This window comes from Streptococcus salivarius, assembly GCF_002094975.1.
Lineage (GTDB): Bacteria > Bacillota > Bacilli > Lactobacillales > Streptococcaceae > Streptococcus > Streptococcus salivarius_D.
Genome location: NZ_CP015283.1, coordinates 312,916 through 326,656 on the forward strand (window position 1 = coordinate 312,916; position 13,741 = coordinate 326,656).

13 protein-coding genes are annotated in these 13,741 nt (G+C 39.3%); 2 read left to right on the forward strand and 11 right to left on the reverse strand.

Going from position 1 to position 13,741, the window contains the following annotated elements; genetic code table 11:
* Positions 1–87: 87 nt before the first annotated feature.
* Both V471_RS01520 and rnjA read left to right on the forward strand, forming a co-directional pair.
* On the forward strand, positions 88–318 hold the full coding sequence (locus V471_RS01520; protein WP_002884752.1) for a DNA-dependent RNA polymerase subunit epsilon: 231 nt from the start codon (positions 88–90) through the stop codon (positions 316–318).
* Between the two features lie 4 nt (positions 319–322).
* A complete protein-coding gene (gene rnjA, locus V471_RS01525) occupies positions 323–2,005 on the forward strand; it encodes a ribonuclease J1 (RefSeq protein ID WP_084871038.1) in 1,683 nt (560 codons plus the stop codon).
* Positions 2,006–2,106: 101 nt separating this feature from the next.
* Here the strand turns inward: rnjA and V471_RS01530 are convergent, their stop codons facing one another.
* The 11 genes from V471_RS01530 to purR all read right to left on the reverse strand — a co-directional run bounded on the left by V471_RS01530 (position 2,107) and on the right by purR (position 13,710).
* Positions 2,107–2,739: a CHAP domain-containing protein gene (locus V471_RS01530; protein WP_084871039.1), complete on the reverse strand. Its 633-nt coding sequence runs from the start codon at positions 2,737–2,739 to the stop codon at positions 2,107–2,109.
* Positions 2,740–2,925: 186 nt separating this feature from the next.
* Positions 2,926–4,269: a type I glutamate--ammonia ligase gene (gene glnA, locus V471_RS01535; RefSeq protein WP_002884322.1), complete on the reverse strand. Its 1,344-nt coding sequence runs from the start codon at positions 4,267–4,269 to the stop codon at positions 2,926–2,928.
* 48 nt (positions 4,270–4,317) lie between these two features.
* On the reverse strand, positions 4,318–4,692 hold the full coding sequence (locus V471_RS01540; RefSeq protein WP_004183576.1) for a MerR family transcriptional regulator: 375 nt from the start codon (positions 4,690–4,692) through the stop codon (positions 4,318–4,320).
* Positions 4,693–4,865: 173 nt separating this feature from the next.
* Complete coding sequence (locus V471_RS01545) at positions 4,866–5,369, reverse strand: FUSC family protein (protein WP_049527791.1); 504 nt, start codon at positions 5,367–5,369, stop codon at positions 4,866–4,868.
* Between the two features lie 191 nt (positions 5,370–5,560).
* On the reverse strand, positions 5,561–6,760 hold the full coding sequence (locus tag V471_RS01550) for a phosphoglycerate kinase (protein WP_002884739.1): 1,200 nt from the start codon (positions 6,758–6,760) through the stop codon (positions 5,561–5,563).
* 387 nt (positions 6,761–7,147) lie between these two features.
* Positions 7,148–8,134, reverse strand: a complete 987-nt coding sequence (locus V471_RS01560; protein WP_084871040.1) for an IS30 family transposase — start codon at positions 8,132–8,134, stop codon at positions 7,148–7,150.
* Positions 8,135–8,268: 134 nt separating this feature from the next.
* Positions 8,269–9,282 (reverse strand): type I glyceraldehyde-3-phosphate dehydrogenase, encoded by a 1,014-nt coding sequence (gene gap / locus V471_RS01565; RefSeq protein ID WP_084871041.1) that lies wholly within the window; start codon positions 9,280–9,282, stop codon positions 8,269–8,271.
* Between the two features lie 188 nt (positions 9,283–9,470).
* Positions 9,471–11,552 (reverse strand): elongation factor G, encoded by a 2,082-nt coding sequence (fusA, locus tag V471_RS01570; RefSeq protein ID WP_002884537.1) that lies wholly within the window; start codon positions 11,550–11,552, stop codon positions 9,471–9,473.
* A 212-nt stretch (positions 11,553–11,764) separates the two neighbouring features.
* Positions 11,765–12,235 carry a 30S ribosomal protein S7 gene (gene rpsG / locus V471_RS01575; protein ID WP_002884746.1) on the reverse strand — a complete coding sequence of 157 codons (471 nt, stop codon included), beginning with the start codon at positions 12,233–12,235 and terminating at the stop codon, positions 11,765–11,767.
* 18 nt (positions 12,236–12,253) lie between these two features.
* On the reverse strand, positions 12,254–12,667 hold the full coding sequence (gene rpsL / locus V471_RS01580; protein WP_002884809.1) for a 30S ribosomal protein S12: 414 nt from the start codon (positions 12,665–12,667) through the stop codon (positions 12,254–12,256).
* Between the two features lie 227 nt (positions 12,668–12,894).
* Positions 12,895–13,710: a pur operon repressor gene (gene purR / locus V471_RS01585; RefSeq protein WP_049527624.1), complete on the reverse strand. Its 816-nt coding sequence runs from the start codon at positions 13,708–13,710 to the stop codon at positions 12,895–12,897.
* Positions 13,711–13,741 lie beyond the last annotated feature (31 nt).

Genomic DNA, 13,741 nt, shown 5'->3' on the forward strand with positions numbered 1-13,741 from the left:
TATCATAACGTCAAGTAAATCATAGAAAGATTAACTTGACCGGTTTTTTTATAGAATGGCAGAGCCTTTTGGAAAGAAAGGAAAACCATGATTTATAAAGTCTTTTACCAAGAAACTAAAGAGCGTAATCCACGCCGTGAACAGACAAAATCACTCTACCTAGATATCGATGCAGAAACTGAACTTGAGGGACGTATCCAAGCTCGTCAAATCATCGAAAAAAACACTGCCTATAACATCGAATTCATCGAGCTCCTTTCAGAAAAAGCCCTTGAATACGAAAAAGAAACAGGCGTTTTTGAAGTAACGGAGTTCTAAGACCATGGCATCAAAAATCAATCTAAAACCTGAAGAAGTTGGGGTTTATGCGATTGGTGGTTTGGGGGAAATCGGTAAAAATACCTATGGTATTGAATACCAAGATGAGATTATCATCGTCGATGCGGGTATTAAATTCCCCGAGGATGATCTTCTCGGAATCGACTATGTTATCCCGGACTATTCTCACATCGTTGAAAACGTTGATCGTGTAAAGGCACTAGTCATTACCCATGGTCACGAAGACCATATTGGTGGGATCCCCTTCCTTCTTAAACAGGCAAATATCCCAATTTATGCAGGACCACTTGCTCTTGCTCTTATCAAAGGAAAATTGGAAGAACACGGACTACTTCGTGATGCACAACTCTATGAAATTAATGCTAATACAGAGCTTACTTTCAAAAATATGAGCGTGACCTTCTTCCGCACTACTCACTCAATTCCAGAACCTCTCGGTATTGTCATCCATACACCTCAAGGTAAAATTGTTTGTACCGGTGACTTTAAGTTTGACTTCACCCCAGTAGGTGAGCCAGCAGACCTTCACCGTATGGCTGCACTTGGTGAAGAGGGCGTCCTTTGCCTCCTCTCAGACTCAACCAATGCTGAAGTACCAACTTTCACAAATTCCGAGAAGGTCGTTGGTCAATCCATCATGAAAATTATTGAAGGCATCCACGGACGTATTATCTTCGCCTCATTTGCCTCAAACATTTTCCGTCTGCAACAAGCTGCCGAAGCCGCTGTAAAAACTGGCCGTAAGATTGTTGTCTTCGGACGTTCTATGGAAAAAGCCATCGTCAATGGGGTTGAACTAGGCTACATCAAAGTTCCAAAAGGAACTATCATTGACCCTAGTGAGATGAAAAACTACCATGCCAGTGAGATTCTTATCATGTGTACTGGTTCTCAAGGAGAGCCTATGGCAGCCCTTGCACGTATCGCTAATGGGATGCACCGCCAAGTGACACTGCAACCTGGTGACACTGTTATCTTCTCATCTAGCCCTATCCCAGGAAACACAACTAGCGTTAACCGCTTGATTAATACTATTCAAGAAGCTGGTGTCGATGTTATCCACGGTAAAATCAACAATATCCATACCTCTGGACACGGTGGTCAACAAGAGCAAAAACTCATGCTTCGTTTGATCAAACCAAAATTCTTCATGCCTGTTCACGGTGAATACCGCATGCAGAAAGTTCACGCAGGCCTTGCTGTTGATTGTGGCGTTCCAAAAGATAATATCTTCATTATGGAAAATGGTGATGTCTTAGCCCTAACAAAAGACTCTGCTCGTCGTGCAGGTCACTTCAATGCCCAAGATATCTACGTTGATGGTAATGGTATTGGCGATATCGGAGCGGCCGTTCTTCGTGACCGTCGTGATCTCTCTGAAGATGGTGTCGTACTTGCCGTAGCAACTGTTGACTTCAAGTCTAAGATGATTCTAGCTGGTCCAGACATCCTCAGTCGTGGCTTCATCTATATGCGTGAATCTGGCGATCTTATCCGTGAGAGCCAACGCATTCTATTCAATGCTATTCGTATCGCTCTTAAGAATAAGGATGCTAGCATCCAATCCGTTAATGGTGCTATCGTCAATGCTTTACGCCCATTCTTATATGAAAAAACAGAACGTGAACCAATCATTATTCCAATGATTCTCACACCTGATAAATAAAAAAATGGTAGCTGGATGGCTACCATTTTTTAAGTTTAAATACAGTCTGGAGCACAACCCTTCCAGCAAGTAAAAAAAGCGTTTATAACGCTTTTTTCATTTTATGCACCTGGATAAATGTAAGATACTGAACCTGGTGTAGTTGAGTTTTGTGGGTCAAACCAACCACGATAGTTATTGATTTGTTGTTGACCTTGATAATTTGACTCCAAGATTTGAATTTGACCATCTTGATCAACTTGTGTTACATAACCAACGTGACCATAACCACCATCAGTCCAACATACAATTGATCCTGTCACAGGTGTTGAACCTACAGCATAACCTTGGCTAGCAGCGCTTCCTGCCCAATCGCCACCATTACCCCACCAGTTACTTACCCATGGAGCAACTTCCTTAACACCCCATGTACATTGACCAACTGGGTAACGATTCCAAGTAGCATCTGAATCAGTAGCTGTTACCTCTGAAGAAGAAGCTTCTGTCGTTTCCTCAACTGCTGTCGTAGCACCTGAAACTTCCAAGCTTCCACCAGGAACAATTGTTGACCAAATAGTCATGCCATTTTCAGCTGCCAATTGATAAGGATCTACCCCATACTGACTAGCAATCCCGAAGAATGAATCTCCATTTTGAACTGTATAAGTATCAGCATTAACTGTTTGTGCGACTGTAAGACCGAGCAATAATGCACTTGAGGCTGCTACCAAAGCAACTTTTTTTGTAGTTTTCATATTTCCCCCTGAATAAGATTAATATAAAATTAGTTTAACACTCACATATTTTAATGCGATTAAGGGTGAATAAAGAAATATGACAAAAGAAAACAGCTCAGTTAAAACTACGTAATTTGTCCAAGAACTTAATGAATTTAAAAGAAAAAGAAAACCAGGCATAACCTGATTTTCAAATTTAATTTCTTAATAAATATCCAAGTAGTTATCAATTTCCCATTGTGAAACAAAGGTAGCATAGCTTGCCCATTCCATACGTTTCGCATCAAGGAAGTTAGTATAGATATGATTACCCAAAGCTTGACGAACCACTTCATCTGTTTCCAATGCTTTAAGAGCGTTACGAAGTGTTGATGGCAAATCAATAATACCTGCTTCTTTACGTTCTTCAGGAGACATTGAGTAGATATTTGTTTCAACTGGATCTGGAGCATCAATCTTGTTGATAATACCATCAAGACCAGCTTCCAAAAGAACAGCAAGTGCCAAGTATGGGTTTGCCATTGGGTCTACTGAACGCAATTCCAAACGTGTACCCATACCACGAGACGCAGGAACGCGGATCAATGGTGAACGGTTGCTACCTGCCCATGCAATATATACAGGAGCTTCGTATCCAGGAACCAAACGTTTGTAAGAGTTCACTGTTGGGTTAATAATTGCAGTATAGTTGTATGCATGTTTCATCAAACCACCAAGGAAGTAGTAAGCATCTTGAGACAATTGCATACCACGTGGATCCTCTGGATCAAAGAATGCATTTCCTTCTTCAGTGAAGAGAGACATGTTACAGTGCATACCGCTACCAGCAATACCATATTTAGGTTTCGCCATAAATGTCGCATAAAGACCATGTTTACGAGCGATTGTCTTAACAACCAATTTGAAAATTTGGATATTATCACAAGCCTTCAAAACATCTGTATACTTGAAGTCGATTTCATGTTGACCAACCGCCACTTCGTGGTGAGATGCTTCAACATCGAATCCCATTTCTGTCAAGACATTAACGATTTCACGACGTGTATTGTCTGCAAGGTCAGTTGGTGCAAGGTCAAAATAACCACCTTTATCGTTAACTTCAAGCGTAGGATTACCTTGTTCATCTAATTTGAAAAGGAAGAATTCTGGTTCTGGTCCAAGGTTAAATGATTTATAACCAACTTCTTCCATATGACGCAAAGCCTTTTTCAAGTTACCACGAGGGTCACCAGCAAATGGTTCACCTGCAGAGGTATAGATATCACAAATAAGACCAGCTACTGCACCATTTTCATCACCCCAAGGAAAAACTGTCCACGTATCAAGATCTGGGTAAAGATACATATCAGATTCGTTGATACGAACAAATCCCTCAATTGATGAACCATCAAACATAGCTTTATTTGAAAGTACCTTATCCAACTGTTCATCTGTCGCAGGAATTTCAACGTTCTTCATAACACCAAGAATATCAGAGAACATTAAACGCAAGAAAGTAACATTCTTCTCTTTGACTTCGCGACGAATATCAGCTGCTGTGATTGCCATAATAGGGGTCTCCTTTATAAAAACCAAAAATAAAAGTTCAAAGCGTAATTAGATACGCAAGTTACCAAATTGTTGTGACGGGGTCGTAAAACGGCCTTGCTGAAGGAGTTCATCATGCAAGATACGTCGAACGTCCGCATCTGTTAAAGCCGCTTGTTTTTGTTGGGCACGAACTTCACGCTCTTCGTACTCATGCTTAATCGCTGCAATATTGTAACCATCATCCAAAAAATCTTTGATTTCCAATAAACGATCCATATCATTTAATGAGTACATACGACGATTTCCAGCTGTACGTTCAGGTTGAATTAAACCTTGATCTTCATAGTAACGAATTTGACGAGCAGTTAAATCCGTCAATTTCATAACTGTTCCAATCGGAAAAACAGCTAGAGAACGCCTTAATTCTTTCTCTCTTGCCATGATCATCCTCCTTTCCTAACAATTATATTCTGAATATTTCTACATGTCAACAGTTTATGTTACTTTTTCTTACACAATGAGTAATTCCCGAACATTATATTGTATATTCGCTCTAATTTAAGGATTTTATCAAAAAAACATAAAAAATAGAGTTCAATAGAACCCTATCATTCTTATTTTAAGTGTTTAAGTAACCAACCATAATCATAATTAACAAGGATTGCTATAAAGACTCCACAGAAAGTTTCAAAGACTCGAGCAATAACATAAGTGAAGGTATTATCAGGTGGAATAGACAAGGTAATAATCAAAAGTGCAGCCACCCCTCCAATAACACCAGATGCATTATTAAAGGACACATTAATGATAATCGTCAGCATTGTCAAAATTGGAACCAATAGCAAGGTCACCCAAACTGAATGATTAAACCACATATTCACAAAGTAAAATAATAGCGACAAAAGCCCTCCAACCGTATTCGCAAAAATACGTGATTTACCAAACTGAATACTTCTGTCAAAGTTTTCTCGAAGACTAAAGACTGCTGTCAAACAACCAATCTGAAGCCCTTCCCAGCCTAAAGCAGAAAAAAGACCTAAAACTAGAAAGACAGCAATCCCCGTCTTAAGTGTACGCATACCAAATTTAAATTTTTTCGGTTCAAATTTCAATCCCATTTTACTATTTTAACATGATTATGAAACTTTTGGCTACTTCTACAGTATTATGCCGTAAAGTTCAAACTAATAATCGCAATTTTTTGAGAGAAATTTACTTCCCAATAATAGTTTTAGCCTCTATCAAACAAATACTCAATGAGATAACACAAAAAAGAGTTGGTTTCCCAACTCTTTTCATTCTAATAGACTTATTTATCAGTAAGTGCAGCCAATCCTGGAAGTTCTTTACCTTCAAGAAGTTCCATAGAAGCACCACCACCAGTAGAGATCCATGAGAATTTATCTGCACGTCCAAGGTTGATTGCTGCGGCAGCTGAGTCACCACCACCGATGATTGATTTAACGCCTGGTTGTTTCACGATAGCGTCCATCACACCGATTGTACCAGCTTGGAAGTCAGGGTTTTCAAATACACCCATAGGACCATTCCATACAACTGTTTTCGCACCAGTCAAGGCTTTATCGAATTCAGCAATTGATTTAGGACCGATATCCAAACCAAGGAAACCTGGGTCTACTGCTTCACCTTCAGTGTCTTTCACTTCAGTGTAGTCAGCAAATGCATTAGCTTCTTTTGAGTCAACTGGCAAGATCAATTTACCGTTTGATTTTTCAAGAAGAGCTTTAGCAACATCAAGTTTATCTTCTTCTACAAGTGAGTTACCGATTTCGATACCTTGTGCTTTGTAGAATGTGTAAGTCATACCACCACCGATAAGAACTTTATCAGCTTTTGCAAGAAGGTTTTCGATAACACCAATCTTATCAGATACTTTAGAACCACCAAGGATAGCTACGAATGGACGTTCTGGAGTTTCAACTGCTTCTTTGATGTAAGCAATTTCGTTTTCAAGAAGGAAACCAGCAACAGCTTTATCAACGTTTGCTGAGATACCAACGTTAGATGCGTGTGCACGGTGAGCTGTACCGAATGCATCGTTTACGAAGATACCATCTCCAAGTGATGCCCAGTATTTACCAAGTTCAGGATCATTTTTAGATTCTTTCTTGCCATCAACATCTTCAAAACGAGTGTTTTCAACCAAGAGAACTTGTCCATCTTCAAGAGCGTTAACAGCTGCTTCCAATTCAGCACCACGTGTAACACCTGGGATAAATTTAACGTCTTGACCCAATTTAGCAGCCAAGTCAGCAGCTACAGGAGCAAGTGATTTGCCTTCTTTATCAGCTTCTTCTTTTACACGTCCAAGGTGAGAGAAGAGGATTGCACGTCCACCTTGTTCAAGGATGTACTTGATAGTTGGAAGGGCAGCAGTGATACGGTTATCGTTAGTAATCACGCCATCTTTTACAGGTACGTTGAAGTCAACACGAACGAGAACTTTTTTCCCTTTCAAGTCAACATCTTTAACAGTCAATTTAGCCATTTGATCAGACTCCTTAATTTTTTAATACGTTTTCATTATATCACAAAATGCATAAAAGAGATAGCAAAATCAGAAGGATTTCTAGCTTATTGCTAGTATGAGGCATTTAGCATATAATCTAAATAGAAAGGTCGAATATCCATGAAAAAACAGCTAAATAAAATTCAGAAAAAAGCTAATCAGGATTTACATATAATCCTCATACTTACACTTATTCCTCTTTTCTTCTTTCTTACCTTTAAACAAACTCTCGTTTCCTATATTAACCAAACCTCAGTCTCATTATGGACACGTTTAATCCTATTAGCCAGTTTGCAATTTGCCATTGCAGTTTTTGAAACGCCCTTTAACTTGCTTCAAAAGAGCCTTATTTTCTGTCTTGAATTGTCAAATTAAGTGCATACTTTCCCCATAGAATACTTCATAAGGTGTTTTCCAGTTAAGACATTTTCGTGGCCTATTATTAAGTTTGTTCTCCCATAGCTGAATAGTCTGATCATCAACCAATGTTAGATCACTACCCTTTGGAAAATATTCTCTAAGTAATCCATTCGTGTTCTCATTGGTTCCTCGTTGCCATGGAGCATGAGGGTCAGGAAAATAGACTTCAATGTTCAATTGATCACTCAATTTCTGATGATACGTGAATTCTTTCCCTCTATCAGGAGTTACTGTATACTTCGTCAAGGGTTCTAACATTTTTACCATAGCTTCTATTACCAACTTGCTTTTCTTAACAGCTACCTTTTTGATTTTTAGAAAACGAGAATAACGGTCTGTTAGAGTAACTAAACAAGCTTTTCCAGTTTTACCTGCAACAGTATCGGCTTCCCAATCTCCTATTCTAGTTCGATTATTAGCTTCTTCTGGTCTTTCGTGAATTGTATGAGAAATGGATATTTTCCCTCTATTTTCAACATGACCTTTAGTATGACGTGTTTTCCCACGATGACGAAGTTTACGAATGACACCACGAGCACCATGAGATAGTGAGTTATCATCAAAATGACCTCTGTAAATGGCTCTATAGATTGTTTGATAACTAATAACAGTTTTTCCATACTCTATTCGCAACCGACCTTCTATTTCTTCAGGAGACCATTGGTAATCGAGAAATAGATGTTTGACGGTATTGCTTAAATTGTGATCTATTTCAAGCATACGTTTTCGTCCACAGTGTGATTTAGCCATATGGTAAGATTCCTGTGCATGACTTGGAGAATAGCTTCCTTCTTTTAGATGCCGCTTCCACTCACGACTAATACTAGATGGATGACGATGAAGTAACTTAGCAATTTGAGAAAAATTTAGGCCTTGCGTACGGTAAATGAGAATACTTTCACGCTCGTCTATGGTAAAATGATGGTAGCTCATAAGATTTCCTTTCGTAACTAGTTCGTTCAATTCTATTTTACTAGAAAATCTTATGAGTTTTTATTGTGCACTTATATTGTATATTCAAGGTACAAAAAAAGAAGAGCCTAAGCTCTTCTTAATATACTATTGAATTATTTAGCAATTTTTGCGAAGTATTCAAGAGTACGTACAAGTTGTGAAGTGTATGACATTTCATTGTCGTACCATGACACAGTTTTAACCAATTGATGTCCATCAACAGTTTGAACTTTAGTTTGAGTTGCGTCAAACAATGAACCGAATGACATACCAACAACGTCAGAAGATACGATTGGATCTTCAGTGTAACCGTAAGATTCGTTAGCAGCTGCTTTCATTGCTACGTTAACTTCATCAACAGTTACTTCTTTGTTAAGGACTGAAACCAACTCAGTTACAGAACCTGTTGGAACTGGAACACGTTGAGCAGCACCGTCAAGTTTACCGTTCAATTCAGGGATAACCAAACCGATAGCTTTAGCAGCACCAGTTGAGTTAGGAACGATGTTAGCAGCACCAGCACGAGCACGACGCAAATCACCTTTACGGTGTGGTCCATCAAGGATCATTTGGTCTCCAGTGTAACCGTGGATAGTAGTCATCAAACCTTGTTTAACACCAAAGTTATCTTGCAATGCTTTAGCCATTGGTGCCAAACAGTTAGTTGTACATGAAGCACCTGAAATAACTGTTTCAGTACCATCAAGTGTATCGTGGTTAGTGTTGAATACAATTGTTTTAACATCGCTTCCACCAGGAGCAGTGATAACAACTTTCTTAGCACCACCATTAGCGTGCAAGTGTTTTTCAGCAGCTGCTTTAGTTGCAAAGAAACCAGTTGCTTCAAGAACGATTTCTACACCGTCACTAGCCCAGTCAATTTGTTCTGGATCACGTTCAGCAGAAACCTTAACGAATTTACCGTTAACTTCAAATCCACCTTCTTTTACTTCAACAGTTCCGTTGAAACGACCTTGAGTTGTGTCATATTTCAACAAATGTGCAAGCATTGTAGGATCTGTAAGGTCATTGATGCGTGTAACTTCAACACCTTCTACGTTTTGGATACGACGGAAAGCAAGACGACCAATACGACCGAAACCGTTAATACCAACTTTAACTACCATTAGTGATTTCCTCCTTATGAAAATCAAATAAATATAATTTTGAGAGCAAGCTCTCCCTATTGTGAAAAGATTAACTTGAGCGCTTTCAATCTAACCTTTCAACAGTCATATTATATAATTTTTTTCAAAAAATTGCAAATAGAAAAGGCACTTACTTTCATAAGTACCTTAACTTTTATATGTGCTAATTAAGCTTCACCAGAGTTTTTCTTGATGATTTCTTCTTGAACTGATTTAGGAACATCTTCATAGTGGTCAAATACCATCATGAATGTACCACGTCCTTGAGTTGCAGAACGAAGTGTTGTTGCATAACCGAACATTTCAGCAAGTGGAACGTAAGCACGAACGATTTGGCTGTTACCGTGTGCTTCCATACCATCAACACGTCCACGACGAGCTGTAACGTGACCCATAACATCACCAAGGTTTTCTTCAGGAACAGTGATTGTTACAAGCATCATTGGTTCAAGAATAGTTGGTTGTGCAGTCTTAGCAGCTTCTTTAAGCGCAAGAGATGCAGCGATCTTGAAGGCAGTTTCAGATGAATCGACATCGTGGTATGAACCATCGTAAAGTTTAGCTTTGATGTCAACCATTGGGTATCCAGCAAGGACACCGTTAGCCATAGATTCTTCCAATCCTTTTTCTACTGCAGGGATGAATTCACGTGGAACCACACCACCGACGATAGCATTTTCGAATTCGAAACCTTTACCTTCTTCATTTGGAGTAAATTCAATCCAAACATCACCAAACTGACCTTTACCACCAGATTGACGTTTGAAGAATCCACGTGCTTGTGTTCCAGCACGGAATGTTTCACGGTAAGATACTTGTGGAGCACCAACGTTTGCTTCAACTTTGTGTTCACGTTTCAAACGGTCAACAAGGACATCAAGGTGAAGTTCACCCATACCAGAGATAACTGTTTCACCAGTTTCAGGGTTAGTTTCAACACGGAATGTTGGATCTTCTTCGGCAAGTTTTTGAAGACCGATACCCATCTTATCTTGGTCAGCTTTAGTCTTAGGCTCAACCATCAATTGGATAACTGGTTCTGGAACTTCGATTGACTCAAGAATAACTTTAGCTTTTTCATCAGTCAATGAGTCACCAGTTGTAGTATCTTTCAAACCGATAGCAGCAGCGATATCACCAGCGTATACTTGTTCAATTTCTTGACGGCTGTTAGCGTGCATTTGAAGGATACGTCCGATACGTTCACGTTTACCTTTAGATGTGTTCATTACATATGAACCTGATTGAAGGATACCTGAGTAAACACGGATAAATGTCAAACGACCTACAAATGGGTCAGTCATGATCTTGAAGGCAAGAGCTGCAAATGGCTCATCATCAGATGCTGGACGAGTTTCTTCTTCGTCTGTATCTGGGTTGATACCTTTGATTGCAGGGATATCAAGTGGACTTGGAAGATAATCGATAACCGCATCAAGCATCAATTGAACACCTTTGTTCTTGAAGGCAGAACCACAAAGAACTGGGAAGAATTCAACGTTGATTGTTGCACGACGGATAGCTGCTTTCAATTCCTCGTTAGTGATTTCTTCACCTTCAAGGTATTTCATCATCAAATCTTCGTCAGTTTCAGCAACTGCTTCGATCAATTTTTCACGGTATTCGTTTGCTTGATCAACGTAATCAGCTGGAATATCTTCTTCAAGAATATCTGTACCAAGGTCATTAGTATAGATTTCAGCTTTCATTTTAATCAAGTCAATGATACCACGGAAATCATCTTCAGCACCGATTGGCAATTGGATTGGGTGTGCGTTTGCTTGAAGACGATCGTGAAGTGTGCTTACTGAGTAAAGGAAGTCTGCACCGATTTTATCCATTTTGTTGGCAAATACGATACGTGGAACACCATACTCAGTTGCTTGACGCCAAACTGTTTCAGTTTGAGGTTCTACACCTGATTGTGAGTCAAGAACGGTTACGGCACCATCCAATACACGAAGTGAACGTTGTACTTCGATTGTGAAGTCCACGTGTCCTGGTGTATCGATGATGTTAACGCGGTGACCATCCCATTGTGCTGTTGTAGCGGCAGATGTGATTGTGATACCACGTTCTTGTTCTTGCTCCATCCAGTCCATTTGTGATGCACCTTCGTGAGTTTCACCGATTTTGTGGATTTTACCAGTGTAGTAAAGGATACGCTCTGTTGTAGTTGTTTTACCGGCATCGACGTGGGCCATGATACCGATATTACGAGTTTTTGCAAGTGAAAATTCGCGTGCCATTAGGTTCATTCTCCTATAAATATTTTAGTTTACTTATTTATTATAACATTATTGTCAAAAAACGGATAGGCAGGACCTACCCGTTTTTTCACTAATATTTAACTGGTTTTCAAATGATATGAATAATATTATTTGAATTCAGAGTCAGCCTATTACAAATCCATAATCTTAGCTTATGAATATATGACTGTAATTCAGCTTGAAACTTATGATTACCAGCGGAAGTGTGCAAAGGCACGGTTTGCTTCAGCCATTTTGTGAGTATCTTCACGTTTCTTAACTGATGCACCAGTGTTGTTTGCAGCATCCATGATTTCTTTTGCAAGACGATCTTTCATAGTGTGTTCACCACGCGCACGTGATGCGTTAACCAACCAACGAAGACCAAGAGTTGTACGACGTTCTGGACGAACTTCAACTGGGACTTGGTAGTTTGAACCACCGACACGACGTGCACGTACTTCAAGTACAGGCATGATGTTGTCCATAGCTGTTTCAAATACTTCAAGAGCATCGTTTCCAGTTGCTTCTTTAATTTGCTCGAAAGCATCGTATACGATTGTTGCAGCAGTACCACGTTTACCGTCAAGCATTACACGGTTGATAAGACGTGTAACGATTTTTGAATTGTACAATGGATCTGCCAATACTTCGCGTTTAGGCGCTCTATTTTTACGACTCATTTTATCTTATCTCCCTTCTTATCCTTTAGGACGTTTAGCACCGTATTTAGAACGGCTTTGTTTACGATCAGCTACACCTGCAGTATCAAGTGCACCACGGACGATGTGGTAACGTACCCCTGGAAGGTCTTTTACACGTCCACCACGGATAAGAACAACGCTGTGTTCTTGGAGGTTGTGTCCGATACCTGGGATGTAAGCAGTAACTTCGATAAGGTTGCTCAAACGTACACGAGCGAATTTACGAAGGGCTGAGTTAGGTTTCTTAGGTGTCATTGTTCCAACACGTGTTGCAACACCACGTTTTTGTGGTGAAGATACGTTAGTTTGAACTTTTTTGTGGCTGTTGTAACCAACGTTCAAAGCTGGTGATTTAGATTTTACAACTTTTGATTGACGTGGTTTACGAACCAATTGGTTAATTGTAGGCATCTACATTCTCCTGTGTTTTTTATTTTTGGTTGATATGGCACTTGGTGACAGCCCATATCTGTGTGTACTTTTGCAACTTATGTCAGCACGTCTCTGTACACTTTTGAGAGACCAAAAGTAAAAAGTACCGTCTAATATAGTATCATTTTTTGATGATTATTGTCAAGACTTTCTTGTTAAAAAGAAAAATTCCTAATCGTTAAATTAGGAATACTATCGTAGATTAATTATTTATCAAAAATATTACCGACTTCAACTTCTACCTTCTGTGCTTTTACATCGATGTCAGAAACAGTAAGTAATGATTTATATTCATGGATATCACGATCGCCTTTAGCATTCTCTGCGAATACAGCTACACCTACTAACTCACTATCAAATTCTGAAAGCAAGCTAATCATACCTGTAATGGTACCGCCACCTTTAAGAAAATCATCAACAATAAGGACGCGGCTATTTGGTTTCAAACTACGTTTTGAAAGGAACATCTTTTCAATACGATCACTTGAACCACTAACGTAGTTTACCGATACGGTTGAACCTTCTGTAATTTTCAAGTCACGACGAACGATAACAAATGGAATGTTCAAGACATCTGCTACTGCATTTGCTAAAGGAACTCCTTTGGTTGCAACTGTCATAACGGCATCAATTTTTTGTCCTTTAAAGGCACTGGCAATGATACGACCAACATTTTTCAAAATAGACGGTGTACTCAATAAATCAGATAGGTAGAGATAACCACCTGGTAAGATACGATCACTCTCGGAAAGACGCTTACAAAGATCTTCAACCAGACTTCTTGCATCTTCATCAGAAATAGTTGGTGTAAACATAACGCCACCAGATGCACCCGTTACTGTTTCGATTTCTCCTATTTGACTTTCCTCAAAAGCTTTTTTAATGATAGCAACATCTTCTGAGATTGAAGACTTTGCAACTTCATAACGCTCTGCAAAGGTGTTGAGGCTTGTCAATTGATAAGGATTATTAATCAGATAGTTTGAAATCACTACCATGCGCTCACTTCGTTTTAATTTCATATGTTACCTATATTTTCTGTACTTTTTAACT